Origin of the sequence: Streptomyces sp. NBC_00557 (genome assembly GCF_036345995.1) — a bacterium.
Classification (GTDB): Bacteria; Actinomycetota; Actinomycetes; order Streptomycetales; family Streptomycetaceae; genus Streptomyces.
Genome location: NZ_CP107796.1, coordinates 6,383,478 through 6,406,082, shown reverse-complemented (window position 1 = coordinate 6,406,082; position 22,605 = coordinate 6,383,478). Strand labels below are relative to the sequence as shown.

Annotated in this window: 22 protein-coding genes; 11 read left to right on the top strand and 11 right to left on the bottom strand. The window is 72.0% G+C overall.

Annotation, left to right across the window (positions count from 1 at the left end):
- Nucleotides 1-32 precede the first annotated feature (32 nt).
- The 3 genes from OG956_RS28125 (at nucleotide 33) to OG956_RS28115 (ending at nucleotide 2,879) form a co-directional block, all read left to right on the top strand.
- Nucleotides 33-806, top strand: a complete 774-nt coding sequence (locus OG956_RS28125) for an IclR family transcriptional regulator (RefSeq protein ID WP_330340797.1) — start codon at nucleotides 33-35, stop codon at nucleotides 804-806.
- Between the two features lie 49 nt (nucleotides 807-855).
- Nucleotides 856-1,326 carry a GNAT family N-acetyltransferase gene (locus tag OG956_RS28120; RefSeq protein WP_330340796.1) on the top strand — a complete coding sequence of 157 codons (471 nt, stop codon included), beginning with the start codon at nucleotides 856-858 and terminating at the stop codon, nucleotides 1,324-1,326.
- 98 nt (nucleotides 1,327-1,424) lie between these two features.
- The gene (locus OG956_RS28115; RefSeq protein WP_330340795.1) at nucleotides 1,425-2,879 is read left to right on the top strand and encodes a peptidoglycan D,D-transpeptidase FtsI family protein; all 1,455 of its coding nucleotides are present in this window, start codon (nucleotides 1,425-1,427) and stop codon (nucleotides 2,877-2,879) included.
- Between the two features lie 46 nt (nucleotides 2,880-2,925).
- On the opposite strand, the gene OG956_RS28110 is transcribed toward OG956_RS28115, so the two are convergent.
- The 9 genes from OG956_RS28110 to OG956_RS40280 all read right to left on the bottom strand — a co-directional run bounded on the left by OG956_RS28110 (nucleotide 2,926) and on the right by OG956_RS40280 (nucleotide 11,372).
- The gene (locus OG956_RS28110) at nucleotides 2,926-4,323 is read right to left on the bottom strand and encodes an NCS2 family permease (RefSeq protein ID WP_330340794.1); all 1,398 of its coding nucleotides are present in this window, start codon (nucleotides 4,321-4,323) and stop codon (nucleotides 2,926-2,928) included.
- A gap of 490 nt (nucleotides 4,324-4,813) precedes the next feature.
- Nucleotides 4,814-5,611: an HAD family acid phosphatase gene (locus OG956_RS28105; RefSeq protein ID WP_330340793.1), complete on the bottom strand. Its 798-nt coding sequence runs from the start codon at nucleotides 5,609-5,611 to the stop codon at nucleotides 4,814-4,816.
- A 275-nt stretch (nucleotides 5,612-5,886) separates the two neighbouring features.
- Entirely contained in the window at nucleotides 5,887-7,608 is a 1,722-nt protein-coding gene (gene araD, locus OG956_RS28100; RefSeq protein ID WP_330340792.1) for an L-arabinonate dehydratase, read from the bottom strand.
- The gene (locus OG956_RS28095; RefSeq protein WP_330340791.1) at nucleotides 7,596-8,507 is read right to left on the bottom strand and encodes a dihydrodipicolinate synthase family protein; all 912 of its coding nucleotides are present in this window, start codon (nucleotides 8,505-8,507) and stop codon (nucleotides 7,596-7,598) included. Before OG956_RS28095 ends, araD begins: the two co-directional genes overlap by 13 nt.
- The gene (locus OG956_RS28090) at nucleotides 8,504-9,169 is read right to left on the bottom strand and encodes a GntR family transcriptional regulator (RefSeq protein ID WP_330340790.1); all 666 of its coding nucleotides are present in this window, start codon (nucleotides 9,167-9,169) and stop codon (nucleotides 8,504-8,506) included. Before OG956_RS28090 ends, OG956_RS28095 begins: the two co-directional genes overlap by 4 nt.
- 132 nt (nucleotides 9,170-9,301) lie before the next feature.
- The gene (locus OG956_RS28085; protein ID WP_330340789.1) at nucleotides 9,302-10,054 is read right to left on the bottom strand and encodes an MBL fold metallo-hydrolase; all 753 of its coding nucleotides are present in this window, start codon (nucleotides 10,052-10,054) and stop codon (nucleotides 9,302-9,304) included.
- A gap of 82 nt (nucleotides 10,055-10,136) precedes the next feature.
- The gene (locus OG956_RS28080; protein WP_330340788.1) at nucleotides 10,137-10,514 is read right to left on the bottom strand and encodes a hypothetical protein; all 378 of its coding nucleotides are present in this window, start codon (nucleotides 10,512-10,514) and stop codon (nucleotides 10,137-10,139) included.
- A 75-nt stretch (nucleotides 10,515-10,589) separates the two neighbouring features.
- A complete protein-coding gene (locus OG956_RS28075; protein ID WP_330340787.1) occupies nucleotides 10,590-11,171 on the bottom strand; it encodes a TIGR03086 family metal-binding protein in 582 nt (193 codons plus the stop codon).
- Between the two features lie 3 nt (nucleotides 11,172-11,174).
- Nucleotides 11,175-11,372, bottom strand: a complete 198-nt coding sequence (locus tag OG956_RS40280) for a DUF6010 family protein (protein WP_443065620.1) — start codon at nucleotides 11,370-11,372, stop codon at nucleotides 11,175-11,177.
- A 259-nt stretch (nucleotides 11,373-11,631) separates the two neighbouring features.
- Here OG956_RS40280 and OG956_RS28065 point away from each other — a divergent pair, with 259 nt between their 5' ends.
- Nucleotides 11,632-12,864, top strand: coding sequence for an MFS transporter (locus OG956_RS28065; protein ID WP_330340785.1), 1,233 nt, complete (start codon nucleotides 11,632-11,634; stop codon nucleotides 12,862-12,864).
- On the opposite strand, the gene OG956_RS28060 is transcribed toward OG956_RS28065, so the two are convergent.
- Both OG956_RS28060 and OG956_RS28055 read right to left on the bottom strand, forming a co-directional pair.
- Nucleotides 12,801-13,964, bottom strand: coding sequence for a hypothetical protein (locus OG956_RS28060; protein WP_330340784.1), 1,164 nt, complete (start codon nucleotides 13,962-13,964; stop codon nucleotides 12,801-12,803). The genes OG956_RS28065 and OG956_RS28060 overlap by 64 nt on opposite strands.
- A 31-nt stretch (nucleotides 13,965-13,995) precedes the next feature.
- Nucleotides 13,996-14,937 (bottom strand): 5-dehydro-4-deoxyglucarate dehydratase, encoded by a 942-nt coding sequence (locus OG956_RS28055; RefSeq protein WP_330340783.1) that lies wholly within the window; start codon nucleotides 14,935-14,937, stop codon nucleotides 13,996-13,998.
- A gap of 213 nt (nucleotides 14,938-15,150) precedes the next feature.
- Here OG956_RS28055 and OG956_RS28050 point away from each other — a divergent pair, with 213 nt between their 5' ends.
- From OG956_RS28050 to OG956_RS28020, 7 genes are all read left to right on the top strand, one after another.
- Nucleotides 15,151-15,960, top strand: a complete 810-nt coding sequence (locus tag OG956_RS28050; RefSeq protein WP_330340782.1) for an NAD-dependent epimerase/dehydratase family protein — start codon at nucleotides 15,151-15,153, stop codon at nucleotides 15,958-15,960.
- A gap of 272 nt (nucleotides 15,961-16,232) precedes the next feature.
- Nucleotides 16,233-17,003 (top strand): DeoR/GlpR family DNA-binding transcription regulator, encoded by a 771-nt coding sequence (locus OG956_RS28045; RefSeq protein WP_330340781.1) that lies wholly within the window; start codon nucleotides 16,233-16,235, stop codon nucleotides 17,001-17,003.
- Between the two features lie 77 nt (nucleotides 17,004-17,080).
- Nucleotides 17,081-18,448 (top strand): ABC transporter substrate-binding protein, encoded by a 1,368-nt coding sequence (locus tag OG956_RS28040; protein WP_330340780.1) that lies wholly within the window; start codon nucleotides 17,081-17,083, stop codon nucleotides 18,446-18,448.
- Nucleotides 18,445-19,380, top strand: coding sequence for a carbohydrate ABC transporter permease (locus OG956_RS28035; RefSeq protein ID WP_330340779.1), 936 nt, complete (start codon nucleotides 18,445-18,447; stop codon nucleotides 19,378-19,380). Before OG956_RS28040 ends, OG956_RS28035 begins: the two co-directional genes overlap by 4 nt.
- Nucleotides 19,377-20,204, top strand: coding sequence for a carbohydrate ABC transporter permease (locus OG956_RS28030; RefSeq protein WP_330340778.1), 828 nt, complete (start codon nucleotides 19,377-19,379; stop codon nucleotides 20,202-20,204). Before OG956_RS28035 ends, OG956_RS28030 begins: the two co-directional genes overlap by 4 nt.
- Nucleotides 20,201-21,190 (top strand): zinc-dependent alcohol dehydrogenase family protein, encoded by a 990-nt coding sequence (locus tag OG956_RS28025; RefSeq protein ID WP_330340777.1) that lies wholly within the window; start codon nucleotides 20,201-20,203, stop codon nucleotides 21,188-21,190. Before OG956_RS28030 ends, OG956_RS28025 begins: the two co-directional genes overlap by 4 nt.
- A gap of 70 nt (nucleotides 21,191-21,260) precedes the next feature.
- On the top strand, nucleotides 21,261-22,535 hold the full coding sequence (locus OG956_RS28020) for a TerD family protein (protein ID WP_330340776.1): 1,275 nt from the start codon (nucleotides 21,261-21,263) through the stop codon (nucleotides 22,533-22,535).
- Nucleotides 22,536-22,605: the final 70 nt, after the last annotated feature.

Below are 22,605 nucleotides of genomic sequence, written 5' to 3'. Positions count from 1 at the left end.
CTATGTGGCGTCCAACGAAGGGGTCAAGGGCGATGTCGGCAGCCGAGACAGGCGGCGGGGCGCAGGTCAAGTCCGCGGTGCGGACGGTGGAACTGCTCGAGTACTTCGCCGGAAAGCCCGGAATGCACTCCCTGGCGGCGGTGCAGGAGGCCGTGGGCTATCCCAAGTCCAGCCTGTACATGCTGCTGCGCACGCTCGTGGAGCTGGGCTGGGTGGAGACGGACGCGACGGGCACGCGGTACGGCATCGGGGTGCGGGCGCTGCTGGTCGGCACCTCCTACATCGACGGCGACGAGGTGGTGGCCGCCGCCCGGCCGACCCTGGACCGGCTCTCCGACGACACCACGGAGACCATCCACCTGGCCCGGCTCGACGGCACCAACGTCGTCTACCTGGCCACCCGCCAGTCCCAGCACTATCTGCGTCCCTTCACCCGGGTCGGCCGCCGGCTCCCGGCCCACTCCACCTCCCTCGGCAAGGCCATCCTCGCCACCTACAGCGACGAGCAGGTGCGCAAGCTGCTGCCCGAGACGCTGCCCGCGCTCACCGAGAACACCATCACCGACCGGGAGAAGCTCATCGAGGAGCTGCACCAGGTGCGCGAGCAGGGCTTCGCGGTGGACCGCGAGGAGAACACGCTGGGCCTGCGCTGCTTCGGCGTGGCGATCCCGTACCGCACCCCGGCCCGGGACGCGATCAGCTGCTCGGTGCCGGTGGCCCGGCTCACCCCCGCCCACGAACAGATGATCAAGGACGCGCTGTTCGACGCCCGCGACCGGCTCACGCTGGCCACCCGCCGGCTCTGAGCGCGCGCGGTGGTGAGCGCCGCGCCCGGGCCGTCGTAGGCTCGGGCCCATGGAGATCGCACTGCGTGCCGTCCAGGACAGCGATCTGCCGGCGGTCTTCCGGCAGATGACCGACCCGGAGTCCGTCGAGATGGCCGCGTTCGGACCGGAGCGGCCCTACGACGAGGAGTCCTTCGCGGCCCACTGGGAACGGCTGCGCACGACCGCCGACGTCCGGCGCACGGTCCTGGCCGACGGACACGTGGTGGGCACCGCGGCGGTCTACGGAGCGGCCGGCGAGCGCGAGGTGACGTACTGGATCGACCGCTCCTACTGGGGCCGCGGTGTCGCCACGGCGGCGCTGCGGGCCCTGCTCGCCGAGGTGCCCGAACGGCCGCTGTACGCGCGGGCGGCGGCCGACAACGCCGCGTCGCTGCGGGTTCTGCACAAGTGCGGCTTCCGCGAGACGGCCCGGGCCCGCGGGTACGCGAGCGGGCGGGGCCGGGAGATCGAGGAGGTCGTGCTCGTCCTGGAGGCCTGAACCCCGCCACTGCGTACGAGGCGGGTTTTCTGAGCACAGGATGAGAAATCGGGGCGTACGGGAACGACCGGCCCCCTCCCGCTCGTCTTCGGAGCGGGATGAACAAGACGATCAGGCGGGCGTCCGTCTTCGCACTGCTGCTCGTGCTCGCCCTGCTGGCCAGGGCGACATGGGTGCAGTTCTACGACGGCAAGGCCCTCGCGGACGACAACGACAACCGGCGGAACGCGATCCAGACGTACTCGCGGCCGCTCGGCAACATCATCGTGGCCGGAAACGCGATCACCGGCTCCACGCGGACGAAGGGGAGCGACCTCGCGTACAAGCGGACGTACACGGACGGCCCGCTGTACGCGCCGGTGACGGGCTACGCCTCGCAGGCCTACGCCCCCACGCAGCTGGAGGGCGTCTACCAGGACCTGCTGAACGGCACGGACAACCGGCTGAAGACGGTGATGGACACGCTCACCGGCGAGCGCGCCGATCCGGGCGACGTGCTCACCACGATCGACCCGGACGTGCAGAAGGCGGGCTATCGCGCGCTCGACGGCAAGAAGGGCGGAGCCGTCGCGATCGACCCGAAGACCGGCAGGATCCTCGCGGTGGTGTCCACGCCGTCGTACGACCCGTCCGCGCTGACCGACGCGAACACCGCCGGGGCCGCATGGAAGCGGCTCAACGCGGACAAGGACAAGCCGCTCACCAACCGCGCGCTGCGCCAGCCGCTGCCGCCGGGCTCCACCTTCAAGCTGGTCGTCGCCGCGGCCGCGCTGGAGGACGGGCTGTACAAGAACGTGGACGAACCGACCGACAGCCCCGACCCCTACACCCCGCCGGGCACGACGCACGTGCTGGAGAACGAGAACAAGTCGGCGCCGTGCAGGAACGCGCCGATCCGCGTGGCCCTGCAGTACTCCTGCAACAACGTCTTCGGCCACATGGCCGTCCAGCTCGGCCAGGACAAGGTGCGGGCGATGGCCGAGAAGTTCGGCTTCGACGACGACAAGCAGGACGTGCCGGTGCGGGCCTACGCCAGCGTCTACCCCTCGGGCATGGACAAGGCGCAGACCGCGCTGTCCGGCATCGGCCAGTTCGACGTCACCGCCACCCCGCTGCAGATGGCCATGGTGTCCGCGGCGATAGCCGACGGCGGCAAGCTGGTCTCGCCGCACATGGTGGCGCAGATCACCGACAGCGGCGGCGATGTGCTGCGGAACTACGACGACAGCGCGGACACCCGGCAGATCGTCAGCGCCTCCACCGCCGAGCAGCTCCAGTCGGCGATGGAGACGGTGGTCAAGGAGGGGACGGGCACCAACGCCCTGATCGACGGGGCCACGGTCGGCGGCAAGACCGGCACCGCGCAGCACGGCGAGAACAACAGCAAGACGCCGTACGCCTGGTTCACGTCGTTCGCCAAGTCCGGGACCAACGGCAAGGAGGTGGCCGTCGCCGTGATGGTGGAGCAGTCCGACGCGGCCCGGTCGGAGGTCAGCGGCAACGGCCTGGCGGCACCGGTGGCGAGGGCGATGATGCAGGCGGCGCTGAAGTAGCGCCGCTCGCCTCACCCCGTGGCTTCGCCCCCTCGCCTCGGCCCCCTCACTTCACCCCGAGCACCTGCTCGACGGGGTCGATGGCGAAGTACACGAGGAACAGCGCCGAGACCCCCCACAGCAGCCAGTTCACCTCGCGTGCCCTGCCCAGCACCGTCTTGATGACGACGTAGGACAGGAAACCCGCGCCGATCCCGTCGGTGATGGAGTAGGTGAACGGCATCGCGGCGATGGTGAGGAACGCCGGGATGGCGATGTCGTAGCGGTCCCAGTCGATGTGCTTGACGTGGGTCATCATCAGGAAGCCCACGGCGATCAGTGCGGGCGCCGCCGCCTGGAGCGGGACGATGGTGAGCAGCGGGGTGAGGAAGAGCGCGAGGCCGAACAGGCCGCCGGTGACGACGTTGGCGAGGCCGGTGCGGGCGCCCTCGCCGACGCCGGCGGCGGACTCGATGTAGGCGGTGTTGGAGGAGGCGGAGCCGAGCCCGCCGGCGACGGCCGCGGCGCCGTCGATGAACAGCACCCGGCCGATGCCGGGCACCTGTCCCTGCTCGTCGAGCAGCCCGGCCTCCGCGCTGATGCCGACGATGGTGCCCATGGCGTCGAAGAAGTCGGACAGCACCAGGGTGAACACGAGCAGGACCGCGGTGAGGACGCCCGCCTTGGCGAAGCCGCCGAAGAGGCTGACGTGACCGATGAGCCCGAAGTCCGGGGCGGCGACGACCTTTTCGGGGACCTTGGGCGTGGTCAGGCCCCAGCTTCTGACGTCCGCGACGGCGTCGATGACGATCGCCACGACGGTCATCGTGACGATGCTGATGAGGATCGCGCCCTTCACCTTCCGGGCGAGCAGCGCGATGGTCAGCAGCACACCGAGGCAGAACACGAGCACGGGCCAGCCGGTGAGGCGTCCGACGGCGCCCAGCTGGACGGGCACGGTGGTGTGCGCGGCGTCCGGGATGCGGCTGACGAACCCGGCGTCGACGAAGCCGATGAACGCGATGAACAGGCCGATGCCGACGCCGATGGCCTGCTTCAGCTGCTGCGGGATGGCGTTCATGATGGCCTGCCGCAGCCCGGTGAGCACCAGCAGGCAGATGACCAGACCCTCCAGGACCACCAGGCCCATCGCGTCGGCCCAGCTCATCAGCGGGGCCAGCTGGAAGGCGACGACGGCGTTGAGGCCGAGGCCGGCGGCGATGGCGAGCGGGAGGTTGCCGCCGACGCCCATCACGATCGTCATCACGCACGCCACCAGCGCGGTGGCGGTGACCAGTTGGCCGGTGTCCAGGGCGTGGCCGTACTTGTCCTTGGCGCTGCCCAGGATGACCGGGTTCAGGACCAGGATGTAGGCCATGGTGAAGAACGTGGCGAAGCCGCCGCGTATCTCCCGCCCGAACGTGGATCCCCGCTCGGAGATCCTGAAGTACCGGTCCACTGACATGAGTCCCACTCCTCGTCACCTGATGATCGGCGTGCGGATGCTGGCTGGATTGTTCCCCTGTTCAACCGGTTTCAGGTTTTCCCCGTGTTACGGAATCGGCTTCGGCGGACCAGCGGCTCATCCCAGCACGGCGAGCCCGAGAACCGTCGGGACGGCCGGGTACAGGGAGGCGAGGACGACGGCGCCGGACAGGGCGCCCCCACAGCAGGTCCGGGAAGCGCACCGCGTGTGCGGGTACGGCGAGGGCGGCCGTCCCCGCGAAGAGGAGGCCGCCCAGCCGGCCGAGGAACGTGACGACGGCGAAGTGCGCACGGCGGGAGAGCATTCCGCCGGCGAATCGACGAGGGCCGTAGCCGACCGCGGAGGCCGGCGCGAGGAAGGCTCCCATCCCCTCCGGGTGCCCTCGCACCGGCGCCCCGGTCCCCCGTCCCCCGGGGCTGCCGCGCTCCGCCTGACCCGCCTCCGGCCGATCAGGCCGTACGGGCGGGGCTCAGCTGACGAAGTACGTCGGGTTCGGCAGCTTGTAGGTGCGGTCGGCGTAGCCGCCGTCGAGGTCCGAGTACTGGTCGCCGAAGTCGGCGATGATCTCGTACCCCAGGTCGTCCTCGATGTGCTTGCGCGTCCCGGACTTGTACTGCACGGTCGTGCAGTTCCAGGCGTTCGGGGTGGCGCAGTCGCTCAGGTAGGCCGGCGGGTTGGCCTTGTCCTTGAGGAACATGTGGTCGGCGTCGAGGTTCACATCGGCGCCGACCTTCTTCAGGTTCTCGACGGCGGCGGTGCGCTGGGCCTCGCTCAGGCCGGAGTTGTAGAAGACCTCGACGCCCTTGGACTCGGCGTACTGCACCAGTTCGGGGCTGCCGAAGACGGCCGGGCGGTCGGCGCGGTTCACGTAGTCGTTCCACGTGGTGGAGTTGTACGTGTAGTTGTAGCGCTTCTCGTAGTCGAGGCTGAGCAGCAGCGTGTCGTCGATGTCGAACACCACGGCCGGCTTCTCGCCGTGCCGGTGCGCCTGGCGCGCGGCCTTGTCGATGTACCGCCTGGCGTCCGCGTCGATGTCCGCCAGGTCCTTGGCGTACGGGCTGTCCGGGGACGCCTGGTAGACGCCGTTGCTGTCGGCCTTCGTGCCGTAGTAGGTGTCGATGTCCTTCACCAACTGCCCGATGTTGTAGGGCTCGTGGGTGGAGTTCGCCGTCGACTGCCCGGCGGTGGCCGCACCCGCGCCGTACAGTGCGACACCGGCGAGGGCACAGGCGGCACCGGCGGCGACGACTCTGTGGGACTTCCGCATGGATTCTCCGGATCTGGTGAGGAGAGTGGATGTACCAGGCCAGGGACTGTCTACGCGCATAACAACTCCCACTGCGAGCCCTGTTACCCGATCGATACACAGAGCGCCGGTGTCGGGTGCCGGTCGCCGAGGTCTGCGGCGGGGGTGCGCCGGGCCGCCTCGGCGTCGGTGAGCTGGGGATGGTTCTCCGGGACGGTGATTACACCGCCGTCGCCCGGGCGGAGACGAAGTCGACGTCGCCCTGGAGGGTGAAGCGCTTCACCTCTCTGCGTGGGTCAGCCGGCGTACGGGTCCGGCACGTGGCCCGGACGGGCCAGGAACTCGAAGTCGCAGCCGGTGTCGGCCTGGGTGATCTGGCCGTTGTAGAGGACGCCGTAGCCGCGCTCGTAGCGGGCGGGCGGCGGGGTCCACGCGGCGCGCCGGCGCTCCAGCTCCGCGTCGTCCACGTGGAGACGGAGGCTGCGGGCCTCGACGTCCAGGGTGATGAGGTCGCCGGTGCGCACGAGCGCCAGCGGGCCGCCGACGTACGACTCCGGGGCCACGTGCAGCACGCAGGCGCCGTAACTCGTGCCGCTCATCCGGGCGTCGGAGATCCGGACCATGTCCCGCACGCCCTGCTTCAGCAGATGGTCGGGGATGGGCAGCATGCCGTACTCGGGCATGCCGGGGCCGCCCTTGGGGCCGGCGTTGCGCAGGACCAGGACGCTGTCGGCGGTGATGCCGAGCCCGGGGTCGTTGATGGTGCGCTGCATGGTCTTGTAGTCGTCGAAGACGACCGCCGGGCCGGTGTGCTTGAGCAGGTGCGGTTCGGCGGCGATGTGCTTGATGACCGCGCCGTCCGGGCAGAGGTTGCCGCGCAGCACCGCGACCCCGCCCTCGCTCGCCACCGGGTTGTCGCGGGGGCGGATGACGTCGTCGTCGTACACCCGGGCGCCGTCCAGCTGCTCGCGCAGGGTGTCGTGCGCCACCGTCGGCCGGTCCAGGTGGAGCAGGTCGGTGATCCGGGACAGGAAGCCGGGCAGGCCGCCCGCGAAGTGGAAGTCCTCCATCAGGTACTTCTGTCCGCCGGGGCGGACGTTGGCGAGGACGGGCACGGTCCGGGCGATGCGGTCGAAGTCGTCCAGGGTGAGCCGCACCCCGGCGCGGCCGGCCATGGCGATCAGATGGATGACGGCGTTGGTGGAGCCGCCGAGCCCGAGGACGGTGGTGACCGCGTCCTCGAAGGCCTCCCGGGTGAGGATCCGCGACAGCCTGCGGTCGTTGCGTACCAGCTCCACGGCCGTCATCCCGGCCTTGGCGGCCATCCGGTCGTGCCCGGAGTCGACGGCGGGGATGCTGGACGCGCCCGGCACGGTCACCCCGAGGGCCTCGGCGGCGGCGGTCAGCGTGGACGCCGTGCCCATGGTCATGCAGTGCCCCGGGGAGCGCGCGAGCCCGCTCTCCAGCTCGGTCATCTCGCAGTCGCCGATGAGGCCCGCCCGCTTGTCGTCCCAGTACTTCCACATGTCCGTGCCGGAGCCGAGCACCTCGCCGCGCCAGTGCCCGGGCAGCATGGGTCCGGCGGGCACGAAGACGGCGGGCAGGTCGGCGCTGGCCGCGCCCATCAGCAGGGCGGGCGTGGACTTGTCGCAGCCGCCCATCAGCACGGCCCCGTCGATCGGATAGGACCGCAGGAGTTCCTCGGTCTCCATCGCGAGCAGGTTGCGGTAGAGCATTGGGGTCGGCTTCTGGAAGGTCTCGCTCAGCGTGGAGACCGGGAACTCCAGCGGGAACCCGCCCGCCTGCCAGACCCCCCGCTTCACCGCCTGGGCGCGGTCGCGCAGGTGGACGTGGCAGGGGTTGATGTCGGACCAGGTGTTGAGGATCGCGATGACCGGCTTGCCGAGGTGCTCCTCGGGGAGGTAGCCGAGCTGACGGGTCCGGGCCCGGTGGCTGAAGGAGCGCAGCCCGTCGGTGCCGTACCACTGATGGCTTCTCAGCTTCCTCACATCGACCACCCGGCGGCGATGGCGGCGACCTCGGCGCGCTCGTCCTCGGGCAGCGGCTTGCTGGGCGGGCGGACGTCCCGGCGGCACAGGCCCAGCGCGGCGAGGGCCTCCTTGACGACGGTGACGTTGTTCGCGGAGCCGTCGGCGGCGCGGAGTTCCTCGAAGCGGCGGATCTGCTCCCAGACCTTCATGGCGGCCGGGTAGTCGCCCGATCGCAGCGCCTCGATCATGTTCAGGGAGACGGCCGGGGCGACGTTCACGAGGCCGGAGGTGAAGCCGGTGGCGCCGGCCGAGAAGTAGGAGGGGGCGTACGGCTCGGCGAGGCCGGCGACCCAGGTGAACCGGTCGAGGCCGGCGTCGCGGGCGAAGGCGGCGAAGCGGGCGGCGTCCGGGACGGCGTACTTGACCCCGATGACGTTCGGGCAGTGGCCGGCGAGTTCGGCGAGCCGGGCGCCGGGCAGCCGGTCGTTGCGGACGTACGGCACCACGCCCAGTTCGGGCACCGCCTCGGCGATGGCGCGGTGGTAGTCGACCCAGCCGGCCGCCGACACATAGGGGTGGACGGGCTGGTGGACCATGACCATCCCGGCGCCGACGTCGCGGGCGTGCCGGGCGGAGGCCACGGCGGTGGGCACGTCGTGGCCGACGCCGACCAGGACCGCGGCCCGGTCGCCGGCCTCGTCGACGGTCGTCTCGGTGACCAGGCGGCGCTCTTCGGGGGTGAGGGCGTAGAACTCGCCGGTGTTGCCGTTCGGGGTGAGGGTGCGGATCCCGCCGTCGAGCAGGCGACGCAGCAGCGCCCGGAGGGTGCCGGTGTCGACGGAGCCGTCCTCGGCGAAGGGGGTCACCGGGATGGCCACCACGTCGGCCAGGGCCGCCCGCCCGGTCTCGAACGTCACGCTGTTCATGAATGACCTTCCTGTGGGTGGGGGCCGGTGTCCGAGGGGAACGCGCGCTCCACGAAGGAGGCGATGTGGGCGTGCAGGGCGCTCGCGGCGCCGTCGGCGTCCCCGCCGAGGGCGAGCCGGAGGATCTCCCGGTGCTCGGCGGCCTCCCGCTCCCAGGAGGGGTCGGCGGCCCAGGCGACGGCGGAGACCAGGGCGGCCTGGTCCCGCACCTCGTCCAGCATCCGGCCGAGCAGCGGGTTGCCGCACGGCAGGTACAGGGCGCGGTGGAACTCCCGGTTGGCGAGGGAGCGTTCGGCGGTGTCGGTGGCGGCGTCGGCCCGGTGCAGCGCGTCGCGCGCGGCCTCCAGGGAGGCGCCCCGCCGGACGGTCCTGCGCAGCGCCTCCGGTTCCAGCAGCAGCCGCACGTCGTAGACCTCGCGTGCCATGTCCGCGTCCACCATGCGCACCGTGGCGCCCTTGTACTGGCTCATCACGACGAGTCCGGTGCCGGCGAGCGTCTTCAGCGCCTCGCGCACGGGGGTCTTCGACACCCCGAACTGCGCGGCCAGTTCCGTCTCGACCAGCGCCTGACCGGGTGTCAGCCGCCCGGTCAGGATGCGGTGTCTGATCGCGTCCAGCACGTACTGGGTGCGGGACGGGATAGGGGTGGGCACAGAGGTCATGCGGCCCTCTCGGATCTCACATATCGCGTCTCATATATGACGTACGAAATACGACGCGGTTGAAGGTAGGAGGGGGCCCGGGTTTCGTCAATGCTTCTGACAGGAAACGCTTTCTGTACGTGCGGACGAGCCTCAGCAGGTGTGGGTCTCGCCTTCCATCGCGGCGTCCGTGGGCCGGCCGGAGACCGCGGCGGCGCGGGCGGTGGCCGTCTCTCGGGTGAGCGTGGGGCCGACATGGGTGACGAGCAGCCGGCGCACGCGGGCCTGGTGGGCGATGCGCCCGGCGTCCTCCGGGGTCAGGTGGACCTGTTCGCCTTCGCGATGGGCGTCGAGGTCCGCCTCGCACAGGAACAGATCGGCGCGCACGGCGAGTTCGCCGAGCGCGGGGCACGGTCCGCTGTCGCCCGAGTACGCGAGGACGCTGCCCTGGCACTCGGCGCGCAGCCCGTACGCCTCGGTGTCGTGGGCGACGGCGCGGGCCGTGAGGCGGAGGTTCCAGTGCCGCACGTCATGGCCGTCGTACAGGGCCCGGAAGTCGAGGACGTCCTTGAGGAAGTCCACGTCCGCCCGCCCGAGGAAGCCGGCCAGGCGGCGGGCGCAGTCCTGCGGGGCGTACACCGGGACGGGTGCGGGCGGGGTCATCCCGCCGTGGGCGAACGCGTAGGCGGCCGACAGCAGATCGGAGCTGTGGTCGGCGTGCAGATGGGAGATCCAGATCGCGGTCAGCCGCGCCGGGTCCGTGTGCTGCTGCAACGCGGCGAACGTGCCGGGGCCCGCGTCCACCCACACCTCGGCGCCCCCGCCGGCGAGCAGGTATCCGGAGCAGGGCCGGCCGGGGCCGGGGTGCGGGGACGCGGTGCCGAGGACGGTGAGCGTGAGAGGCATGGGGGGAGATTACGGCCCCGGGCGGCGCCGCCGTCGCCCGACCGGACAAGCGGTACCGGGGCTTTCGGCGGCCGTGCCCCGCTCACGGTGCGGGCAGGGTGAACACCAGGCACAGCACCCCGGCGGGCGGCACCAGTGCGAGGGCCGCCGTCCAGGCGCGCGTCACGGCCCAGCGGCGTTTCCAGGGCAGGGCCCAGGCCGTGGCCAGGGCGGCGAGGCACAGGGGGCCGCCGAAAAGGAGCAGGCCGAAGATCCAGGACAGGGCGGTGTTCAGCGCGGCCGAGCAGTCGTCGGGTCCGCAGCTGTCCGTCGCCATCACGGAGAACCCGGCGAACACGACGGCGGCCGGGCCGAGCACGCCCATCAGGACGGTGGCGATCACCGGCGCGACCCAGGCCCGGGGATCCCGCTCATCCCGGTCGGCCGGCCCCGGCAACGGTGCGATGCGCTGTGTCGTCATGCGAGCAGTGAACCGGCGCGGAGCGGGCCGCCGCACCCGTGCACGTACTCAGGCCGCCCCTGCCCTCCTACTCGGTCATGGACGCCACATCGGGTCCCGGCCGCTCAGTCCCACCGCCCGTTCCAGCAGCGGCGCGTCCTGCGGCACCGGGACGACCGGGCCGAAGAGGCCGCCGCCACGGTGCGGGTCCTCCGCGGCCGCGAGCAGGAAGCGGTGGGCCGCCTCCAGGGCGGCGGGGTCGGGGGCGTAGGGCCGGCCGAGGGCGCGGGCCAGGTCCCAGCCGTGGACGACCAGTTCGTCGGCGACGACGGCGCCGGCGACGTCACCGGGCAGCTCCACCCCGCCCGCGCGGGTCATGCCGGTCCAGGCGTCCGGATCGCGCCAGGCGTCGGCCAGCTCGTCCAGGGCCTTGGGCAGCTGAGCCCGCCAGCCGGGGCCGATGTCCGGTACGGCGGCGTCCGGGCTGGTGCCGGTCCCCGCGCCGAGATCCTTGCGGGCGGCGTCCCGGAAGGCCATCGAGAGCATGTGGAGGTGGCCCAGCAGATGCCGCACCGCGTACTTCGGGCACGGGGTGGGGGCCGCCAGCCGGTCGTCGGTGACGGACTCGGCGAGATGCGCCAGGATCCGGGTCTGCGGGCCGAGGTCCACCATCGTCATGGCTCACTCCTTCACGATCGCGCTCCTGTTCCGCAGGGAAGACCGGCCGGCGCCCCGGAACTCATCGGTCCCCCGCCGCCGCGCCCACGGCGAGCGGCCGCCGCCGAGGCACCAGACCGCGATCACCGGGTCGCACAGCGCGCAGCCGAAGGAGGAGTCGTGTGCGAACGGGATGATCGGGTGGCCCTTGAGGCGGTGCACGGCGTCGTCCTGCTGATGTCCCTGATACCGGAGCCGCACCGGCGCCGCTTCAGCGCGGATGGGGGCACCGCCCGGTCGAGCGAGACGAGACCGATCACGATCGGGGCGAGGTAGCGCATGCGGATGACCGTATGCAGCGGCCACCGCGCGCCCCAGGCACATGACTGACGGGTTCCGGCGGATTGTCGCCGCCGCGCCCGGCCGGATAAGGCACCTTACCGATCCGCGCCCGCCCTCCTCAGACCCACGATGAGCGGGCATGACGACTTCCTGGACCCTGCTCCGCGTGCTGCGTGACCGCAACGCGGGGCTGTATCTGGCAGCCGTGGTGGTGTCGGGTTTCGGCAACTCCGCGCTGTTCCTGGCCTCGGGCGTGTGGGTGAAGGACCTCACCGGGTCCGACGGCCTGGCCGCGCTGTGCATGCTCGCCATGTGGGCCCCCACCCTGGCCGGCCCGCTGCTCGGCACGATCGCCGACCGCGTGCGGCGGGTGCCGCTGCTGGTGGGCCTGAACGCGGGCCTGGCGGCCCTGCTGCCCATCTTGTGCACCGTGCGCTCCGCGGGCGGCGTGTGGCTGCTCTTCGCGGTGCTGCTGGCCTACGGCGCCGCCGAGGTCGTGCACGACGCGGCCGAGTCGGCGCTGGTGACCGCGGCCGTCGGCGCGCAGCGCCTCGGCGACTTCAACGGGCTGCGCATGGCCGTCACGGAGGGCATGAAGCTCGTCGCCCCGCTGACCGGCGCCGGCCTCTACACGGCCTTCGGCGGTCCGGCCGTCGCCTGCCTGGACGCGGCCACCTTCGCGGTCGCCGCCGTGCTGTACGCCCTGCTCAGGGTGGGCGAGGAACCCCCGGCCCGGGCGGGCGGCACCTGGCGCGAGGAGACCGCGGAGGGCGTACGGCACCTGTGGGGGCACCCGCGACTGCGCCCGCTGGTCCGGGCGGCCGGGGCGGCCATGCTCCTCGCCTCCCTGAGCAGCACGACGCTGTACGCCGTCGTCGACCGGCTCGGCCACTCCCCCGCCTACACGGGCGTGCTCTACTCCGTCCAGGGCGCCGGTTCGGTGACGGCCGGGCTGTTCTCGGGAGCCGCGCTGCGCCGGCTGGGCGCGCGCCGGTTCGCGGCGGCGGGGATCGTGCTGACGGCGCTGTCGGTGGCCGCGCGTGCCGTGCCCGCGGACGCGGAGGCGCTCGCGGCGTCCCTGGCGGGCGGGCTGGGCCTGCCCTGTGTGCTCGTCGCGGCGTTCACCGCCGTGCAGCGGGAGACGCCCGGCCCGCTGCTCGGCCGGGCGACGGCCACCGCCGGCACCCTGGTCTTCACGCCCAACGTGATCGGCCTGGGCGCGGGCGCGGGTCTGATCGAACTCGCCTCCCCCGTCCTGCTGCTGCCGCTGTACGCCGTGGCCCTGCTGCTGACGGCGGCCTCGCTGGCTCAGCGCGCCGACAGCGCCTCGCGCACCGCTGCGAGGTCGTCGTCCGACGCCAACCCGGCGTGATAGAGCCGCAGTTCCGTCGCGCCCCGGGCACGCGCGCGTGCCGCGTCCGCCGCGAGCGTTCCGGGGCTGCCGCCCATGCCGGAGACGACGGTGAGGTTGGCGGCCAGCACCGTCTGCTGCCGGGCCTGCTCGGCGAAGGGCGCCAGCAGGGCCGTACCGTCCGTGCAGGGCACCACCACGCCGTCGGCGGCGGCGAGGACGCGGGCGGGGTCGACGCCGGCGTTGGCGCCGCAGTGGTAGGAGACCGGGTCGGCGTGCAGCAGGACCTGGAAGCCGGCGGGCGCGGCGGCGCGCACGGCGGCGACGGCCTCCTCCTGGAGGCTGCCGGCGACCTCGTCGCGCCACGCGCGCGTGCGGGCCGCCGTGTCCTCGCCGAGCAGCTTCGCGACCGTCGGCCAGCCCGCGTCGTCCGCCGCGCCCCGCCACAGCGGCTCCAGCGCGGCCCGCACCGAGGCCGCCAACTCGTCGGCGTCCAGGCCCTGTCCGCCGTACCCGGCGCGGCAGGACGGGCAGAAGCACAGGGACATCAGGTACTGCCCGGCCTCGCCGAGGGCGACCCCGGAGGTCTTGTCGTGGGCGTGCAGGTGCTGCAGCCCGTACCAGCCGAGGGACTCCAGCTCGGTGCCGTGCGCGCCGGGGCGTACGGCGGCCTCGGCGGCCAGGTCGACCAGGTACGCGCGCGTGGCGGGCTGGGCGATGCAGGGCGCCCACGGGTAGCGGTCGCCGTAGGCGTTGACCACCGAGGTGTCCGGGTGCTCGGCGCCCATGCGGGAGTTGTGGGCGAGCACCACCCAGGTGTGCACCTCCAGGCCGGCCGCGGCAAGGGCGCGCGCCGCCTCGCCGTAGGCGTCGCCCAGGGCCCAGCGGCCGGCGCGGTACGGCCTCAGTCCCCGGCCCGCCCAGCGGTCGCCCGGGGGGTAGAGGACGGCCGCGTACTCGGCGGTGACGATGCGGTGGCGGGGGTGGCGGGGGGTCAGGGCGCGGGTGGAGTGGTAGGCGGCGGCGAGGGTCACCTGTGCCACGCCGAGCCCGGCGATGCGCGCGGGGGCCTCGGGGTCCCCGTTGACGTCCCAGGGGTAGACGAACGCCGACGCCTTCACGCGGCCTCCCGCACGCCGCACGGACCTGCGCTCACGCGTCCTCCTCCAGCAGCTCGTAGCCCCGCTCGATGAGCTGGGCGAGTTGTTTGACGTGGTCCTCCGCCGGCTCGTGCAGCGGGGGCCGGACCTCGCCGACGTCCAGGCCGCGCAGCCGTACGCCCGCCTTGACGAGCGAGACGGCGTAGCCGCGGCCCTGGGCGCGCAGCTCGGCGAACGGGCGGTAGAAGCCGTCCAGCAGGCGTCGTACGGTCGCTGTGTCGCCCGTTTCCAGCGCCCGGAAGTACGCGAGGGCGATCTCGGGGGCGAAGCAGAAGACGGCAGAGGAGTACAGGGTGACGCCGAGGGCGCGGTAGGCGAGCTGGGTCTGCTCGGCGGTGGGCAGGCCGTTGAAGTACAGGAAGCCGCCGGGGGCCTCGGTGCGCTGGGCGCTGATGATCCGCTGCATCAGGTCCAGGTCGCCGAGGCCGTCCTTGAGGCCGGCGATCCCGTCGGTGCGGGCGAGTTCCACCACCGTCGGCGGGGTGAACACGGCGTTGTCGCGCTGGTAGACGATCACCGGCAGCGCGGTGCCCGCGGCGAGCTCCCGGTAGTGCCGCAGCAGCCCTTCCTGGCCGGCGAGTACGAGGTACGGCGGCATGGCGAGGAGGCCGTCGGCGCCGGCCCGCTCGGCGAGCCGGGCGTAGCGTACGGCGAGCGCGGTGCCGTAGCCGGCGCCCGCGACCACCGGGATGCGCCCCTCGGCCGTCTCCACGGCCACCCGGACGCAGGCCTCGAACTCCTCCGGCAGCAGCGCGTGGAACTCCCCGGTGCCGCAGCAGGCGAACACGGCGGCGGCGCCGGCGGCGACGCCCCGGCGGACATGGGTGCGGTAGACGTCGAGGTCGACGGAGCCGTCGGGGCCGTAGGCCGTGACGGGGAAGAAGAGCGGCCCGCGCGGTGCGCTGAGCCGTTCGGTGAGAGGGGCTGGCGTCACGGACTCTCCCTTGGGACACGCCGGTGCATGTCTCTGATCCACGTCTATATTTCTGAACGCGACCACGCTACGGGGCCTTTTCACCGCAGGTCAAGCGGTCGAACTCGCAACAGTCGGGGCGAATTCACGGAGATCACGCGACACTTGACGGTGCACGGGGAGAGTCTCTAGCGTGTCCACGTATGTGAATATCGGCCACAAGGAGAACCGAGGATGCCCGCTCCCCGCACCGTTCTGCTCACCGGCGCCGCCGGCGGCCTCGGCACCCTGATGCGGTCCCTGCTGCCCCAGTACGGCTACACGCTCCGCCTGTTCGACGTACGCCCCGTCGAGGGCGAGCCGGACGCCGTCACCGCCGACCTCGCCGACACGGCGGCGCTGCGCGAGGCCGTACGAGGCGTGGACGCCGTCCTGCATCTCGCGGGCATCTCCCTGGAGGCCCCCTTCGAGAAGATCCTGAAGTCGAACATCGAGGGCACCTACAACCTCTACGAGGCCGCCCGGCAGGAGGGCGTGCCCCGGATCGTGTTCGCCTCCTCCAACCACGCCGTCGGCTTCACCCCGGCCCCCCGCCCGGGCGAGCCGCCGATCCCGGTAGACACCCCGCGCCGCCCGGACACCTTCTACGGCCTGTCCAAGTCCTTCGGCGAGGACCTCGCCCAGCTGTACTGGGACAAGCACGGCCTGGAGACGGTCTCGGTGCGCATCGGCTCCTGCTTCCCGGAGCCGACCAGCGTGCGCATGCTCTCGCTGTGGATGAGCCCGGCCGACGGCGCCCGCCTCTTCCACGCGGCCCTGACCGCCGAGAACGTCGGCCACACGGTCGTCTACGGCTCCTCCGCCAACACCCGGCTGTGGTGGGACCTCACCAGCGCGCGGGCGCTCGGCTACGAGCCGCAGGACGACTCCGAGCCGTACGCCGGGAAGCTGATCGCCGAGCAGGGCGAGCTGGACCCGCAGAACCCGGCGCACAGCCGCCTCGGCGGGCACTTCGTGACCGACCCGCCGATCTGGCCGCACTGAGCCCGCCGGAGGCTCCGCACGACGGAAAACGATCGCTCAGCGCACGGGCGGGCACCGAACGGGCCCGCCCGTCGGCGTGTTCGGGCATGAGAGGTGCCCGTTCCCGCACGGCCGGACACGGCCGCGCAGGTCCGCGCCGGGCACCGCCGTCCGTGAACGGACACAAACGGGCAGTATCGGGCCCGTAACAGACCTGGTCACTGCCGCCCCCTCGCTGTAGAACTTCCCCCATGAAGCCCGAACGGGCAGTTCCGCGGAAGGTGGGTGACGACATGGGCGCAAGGACGGCGGAAGAACGCCAGCGCGAGATCGTGCGGGCCGCGCGCGCCACCGGCTCGGTCGACGTCACCGCGCTCGCCGTCGAGCTGGGCGTGGCCAAGGAGACCATCCGGCGCGACCTGCGTGCCCTGGAGGACCACGGGCTGGTCCGCCGCACGCACGGCGGCGCCTACCCGGTGGAGAGCGCCGGCTTCGAGACGACGCTCGCCTTCCGCGCCACCAGCCACGTGCCCGAGAAGCGCCGGATCGCGGCCGCCGCGGCCGAGCTGGTCGGCGACGCCGAGACGGTCTTCGTGGACGAGGGCTTCACCCCGCAGCTCATCGCCGAGGCCCTGCCCGCCGACCGGCCGCTGACCGTGGTCACCGCCTCCCTGCCGGTCGCGGGCGCCCTCGCCGAGGCCGGGAACACCCAGGTGCTGCTCCTCGGTGGCCGGGTCCGGGCGGGCACGCTGGCCACCGTGGACCACTGGACGACGAAGATGCTCGCCGGCTTCGTCATCGACCTCGCCTACATCGGCGCCAACGGCATCTCCCGCGAGCACGGCCTGACCACCCCCGACCCGGCGGTCAGCGAGGTCAAGGCGCAGGCGATGCGGGCCGCGCGCCGGACCGTCTTCGTGGGCGTGCACACCAAGTTCGGCGCGGTCAGCTTCTGCCGGTTCGCCGAGGTCGGCGCGCTGGAGACGATCGTGACGAGCACCCAGCTCCCGGCCGCCGAGGCCCACCGCTACTCCCTGCTGGGCCCGCAGGTCATCCGGGTCTGAAAGTCAACTCACCCCCCTTGCGGGCGCTTCACGCCCTCGAAGTGCCCCTTATATACCGATATCTCCAGGAGCGATCGATGCGAACCCAGAGCCGACGGAGGCCGCGAGCCACGCTCGCCCTGGCCGCCGCAGGGACGCTGCTCGCCCCGCTGCTCTCCGGCTGCTGGGTCGGCGCGGGCGGGACCGGCGGTGGTGACTCCATCAACGTCCTGATGGTCAACAACCCCCAGATGACCGAGCTGCAGAAGCTGACCGCCGCGCACTTCACCAAGGAGACCGGCATCAAGGTCAACTTCACGGTCCTGCCCGAGAACGACGTCCGCGACAAGATCAGCCAGGACTTCGCCAACCAGGCGGGCCAGTACGACGTGGCGACCCTGAGCAACTACGAGATACCGATCTACGCCCGCAACGGCTGGCTGCACGAGATGAACTCGTACGTCGCCAAGGACCCGTCGTACGACGAGAAGGACGTGCTGGCCCCCATGCGCCAGTCCCTGACCGCCTCCGACGGCAAGCTCTACGGCCAGCCCTTCTACGGCGAGTCGTCCTTCCTGATGTACCGCAAGGACGTGTTCACGGCGAAGGGCCTGACCATGCCGGCCCACCCCACCTGGCAGCAGGTCGCCGACCTCGCGGCCCGGGTGGACGGCGCCAAACCGGGCATGAAGGGCATCTGCCTGCGCGGCCTGCCCGGCTGGGGCGAGATGATGGCGCCGCTGACCACGGTGGTGAACACCTTCGGCGGGACCTGGTTCGACAAGAACTGGAAGGCCCGCCTGGACTCCCCCGAGTTCGAGAAGGCGACGAAGTTCTATGTCGACCTCGTACGCAAGCACGGCGAGTCCGGCGCCGCCCAGTCCGGCTTCGCCGAGTGCCTCAACGACATGACCCAGGGCAAGGTCGCCATGTGGTACGACGCCACGTCCGCGGCCGGCCTGCTGGAGGCGAAGGGCTCCCCCGTCAAGGGCAAGCTCGGCTACGCCCCCGCCCCCGTGGAGAAGACCCCCTCCTCCGGCTGGCTCTACACCTGGGCCTGGGGCATCCAGAAGGCCTCCCGCAACCCCGACAAGGCCTGGAAGTTCGTGTCCTGGGCGTCCGGCAAGGGCTACGAGCAGCTGGTCGGCGAGACCAGCGGCTGGCCCGACGTCCCGGCGGGCAAGCGGGCCTCGACGTACAGCAACCCCGAGTACCGCAAGTCGGCCGCCGCCTTCCAGGACATGACGAAGCAGGCCATCGAGAGCGCCCGGCCCACCGACCCCGGGGTGCAGCCGCGCCCCGCGCCCGGCATCCAGTTCGTCGACATCCCCGAGTTCACCGACCTGGGCACCAAGGTCTCCCAGGAGATCAGCGCGGCCGTCGCCGGACGCCAGTCCGTCGAGTCGGCCCTGAAGAAGTCCCAGAAGCTCGCCGAGAAGATCTCCAAGGAGTACGAGGGACGATGACCGCGACCACAGCACCCCTCGCCACCGCTCCGGTACGCGCCGCGCGGCAGCCCTCCGCCCGCCTGCGCGCCTGGGCCACCCGGGCCCCCCTCATGCCCGCCCTCGTCTTCCTGATCGTCGTGACCCAGCTGCCGTTCGTGGCCACGCTGGTGATCTCCTTCTTCGACTGGAACGCCCTCTATCCCAAGGCCCGCCGCTTCACCGGCCTGGACAACTACCGCCAGGTCCTCACCGACGCGGACCTGCGCCACTCGGTCTGGACGACCGTGCTGCTCACCGTGACGGTGGTGCTGGTCAGCCTGGTCCTGGGCCTCGTGCTGGCCCTGCTTCTGGACCGGAAGTTCCGCGGCCGGGGCATCGTCCGCACCCTGCTCATCGCACCGTTCCTCGTCGTCCCGGTGGCCGCCGCCCTGCTCTGGAAGCATGTGCTCTACAACCCTGAATACGGCCTGCTCAACGGGTTGTTGCACTATGTGGGCGGCCCCCAGCCGGACTGGATCTCCAACACCCCGCTGCTCGCCGTCGAGGCCTCCCTGGTGTGGCAGTGGACGCCGTTCATGATGCTGATCCTGCTCGCCGGACTGCAGAGCCGCGACCACCAGCAGATCGAGGCCGCGCGGGTGGACGGCGCCAACGACTGGCAGATCTTCCGCCATCTGACTCTCCCGCACCTGCGCCGCTACCTCGAACTCGGCGCCCTGCTGGGCTCGATCTACATCGTCCAGAACTTCGACGCGGTGTTCACCATCACGTCCGGCGGCCTCGGCACGGCCAACCTGCCCTACACCGTCTACCAGAGCTTCTACCAGGCCCACGAGAACGGCCTCGCCTCGGCCGCCGGCGTCCTGGTGGTCATCGGCTCGATCATCATCGCGACCTTCGCCCTGCGCGTGGTGTCGTCCCTGTTCCGCGAGGAGGTGTCCCGCGCATGAACGCCGCACTGCGCCGCAACGGGCTGGGCCTGCTGGCCTGGCTGACCGGCATCGCGTTCTTCCTGCCCATCGCCTGGATGGCGCTGACGTCCTTCCACTCCGAGGCGGACGCGGCCACCAACCCGCCGTCCTTCGCCGCGTCGCTCACCCTCGACGGCTACCGCGAGTTCTTCGGGTCGGGCGGCGGCGCGAGCCCCTGGCCCGCGCTGATCAACTCCACCGTGGCCTCGGTCGTCTCGACGCTGTGCGTGCTGCTCCTGGCCCTGCCGGCCGCGTACGCGCTCTCGATCCGCCGGGTGCGCAAGTGGACGGACGTGCTGTTCTTCTTCCTGTCCACGAAGATGCTGCCGGTGGTGGCCGGCCTGCTGCCGGTCTACCTGTTCGCGAAGAACACCGGGATGCTCGACAACATCTGGCTCCTGGTCATCCTCTACACCTCCATGAACCTGCCGATCGCGGTGTGGATGATGCAGTCGTTCCTCGCCGAGGTCCCCGTCGCGGTGATCGAGGCGGCGCAGATCGACGGCGCCCGGCTGCCGACGATCCTCACGCGCGTGGTCACCCCGATCGCCCTGCCCGGCATCGCCGCCACGGCCCTGATCTGCTTCATCTTCAGCTGGAACGAGCTGCTGTTCGCCCGGGTCCTCACGGGCGTGGTCGCCGAGACCGCCCCCGTCTTCCTGACCGGCTTCATCACCAGCCAGGGCCTGTTCCTGGCCAAGGTGTGCGCCGCGTCGCTCGTCATCTCCCTGCCGGTGCTCGCCGCGGGGTTCGCCGCCCAGGACAAGCTGGTCCAGGGCCTGTCGTTGGGAGCCGTGAAATGAAGGCCGCCGTCATCGAGTCCGTGGGCCGCGCCGTCGTCACCGAGGTCCCGGACCCGACGCCGGGACCCCGTGAGGTCGTCGTCGAGGTCGCCGCCTGCGGCCTGTGCGGCACCGACCTGCACATCCTCCAGGGCGAGTTCGCGCCCAAGCTGCCGATCGTGCCCGGGCACGAGTTCGCGGGCGAGGTCGTCGGCGTCGGCAGCCAGGTCACCGAGGTCGCGGTCGGCGACCGGGTGGCCGTGGACCCCTCCCTGTACTGCTACGAGTGCCGCTACTGCCGTACCGGTCACAACAACCTGTGCGAGCGCTGGGCCGCCATCGGCGTCACCACGGCGGGCGGGGCGGCGCGGTACGCGGTCGCCCCCGTGGCCAACTGCGTGAAGCTGCCCGAGCACGTGCGCACCGAGGACGCGGCCCTGGTGGAGCCGCTGTCCTGCGCGGTGCGCGGCTACGACGTCCTCAACTCCCGCCTCGGCGCGCACGTGCTGATCTACGGCTCCGGGACCATGGGCCTGATGATGCTCGAGCTGGCCAAGCGGACCGGCGCGGCGAGCGTGGACGTGGTCGACGTCAACCCGGCGCGGCTGGAGACGGCCCGGCAGCTCGGCGTGTCCGCCTCGGCGGCCAGCGCGGACGAACTGGACCGCCCGCAGGGCTGGGACGTGGTCGTGGACGCGACCGGCAACGCGGCGGCGATCCAGGACGGCCTGGACCGGGTGGCCAAGGCGGGCACGTTCCTGCAGTTCGGCGTGGCCGACTACGCGACCCGGGTGACGATCGACCCGTACCGGATCTACAACCAGGAGATCACCATCACCGGTTCGATGGCGGTGCTGCACAGCTTCGAGCGGGCGGCGGAGCTGTTCGCGAACGGGGTGCTCGACCCCGAGGTGTTCATCAGCGACCGGATCCCGCTGGACCGCTACCCGCAGGCGCTGGAGCAGTTCGCCGCGGGGGTGGGGCGCAAGATCGTGGTGGTGCCGTAGGCCGTTCGGCGGGTTTCCGCTGGTAAGGGAACGGTAAAGCGACGTCGTTCGTTCACCCGGCATGACAGCTATGACCCCTGGCTCGAACATCCCTCTGTCGGCCGCCCGTGTCACCGTGGACGTGTCCGCGCCCGTGCGGCTCGACGTGTCGGGCCTGCTGCTCACGGCCGACGGCAAGGTGCGCTCGGACGACGACTTCATCTTCTACAACCAGCCGGTGGGACCGGGCGTGAACTACGCGTCCGGGGGCGGTGCGGCCCCGGACGCGATCACGGTCGACACCGCCGCCGTCCCGCCGGACATCGAGAAGATCGTGGTCACGGCCAGCCCGGACGCGGCCGGCCAGACCTTCCAGGGCATCGAGCCGACGGCCACGATCCGTGACGCGGACGCCGGCACGGTGCTGGGCACCTTCACCCCGCCGCGGCTCGGCGCCGAGACCGCGCTGATCGTGGTGGAGGTCTACCGCCGGAACGGCGCCTGGAAGGCCCGCGCGGTCGGCCAGGGGTACGCCGACGGGCTGGCCGGCATCGCCACGGACTTCGGCGTGGCGGTGGAGGAACCGGCCGCCCCGTCGGCACCGCCGCAGCCGGCCGCACCGTCGGCGCCCCCTGTGGCACCGCCGCAGCCGGCCACTCCCTCGGCCCCGCCGGCGGCCCCGCCCCGGGCCGCCGCTCCCCCGCCGCCCGCCGTGCAGACCCCGGTGACCCCACCCGCCCCGCCGGTGTCGCCGCCCGCGGCCCCGCCCGCGCCCGCTCCGGGGGCCGGGAAGATCAACCTCGACAAGGGCCGGGTGAGCCTGCAGAAGAACCAGACCGTCTCCCTGATCAAGGGCGGCCGTCCGCTGCTCTCCCAGGTCAGGATGGGGCTCGGCTGGGAACCGGCGTTCCGCGGCGCGGACATCGACCTGGACGCCTCGGTCATCGCCTACGGCCCGCAGCGCAACCACATCGACAGCTGCTACTTCGGCAAGCTGACGATCCTGAACGGCGCCATCAGACACTCCGGTGACAACCTCACCGGAGAGGGCGCGGGCGACGACGAGGTGATCACGGTCGACCTGGGCCGCCTCTCCCAGGACGTCACCGGCCTGGTCTTCACGGTGAACTCCTTCTCCGGCCAGAAGTTCACCGAGGTCGCCAAGGCCTACTGCCGCCTGCTGGACGGCACCACCGGCGAGGAGCTGGTCCGCTTCGACCTCACCCACGCCGAGCCCCAGACCGGCGTGCTGATGGCCAAGCTCGTCCGCCAGTACTCCGGCGAGTGGGACATGACGGCACTGGGCGCCTTCGTCAAGGCCCGCACGGTGCGGAACATGGTGGACCCGGGGGCACGGGCGCTGTAGGCCGCCGGGGGCGGGGAGGAGCGCGGGCGGACCGCCGGTTCGCGGGCGCTGAGAGCCCCTCCCGCACGGG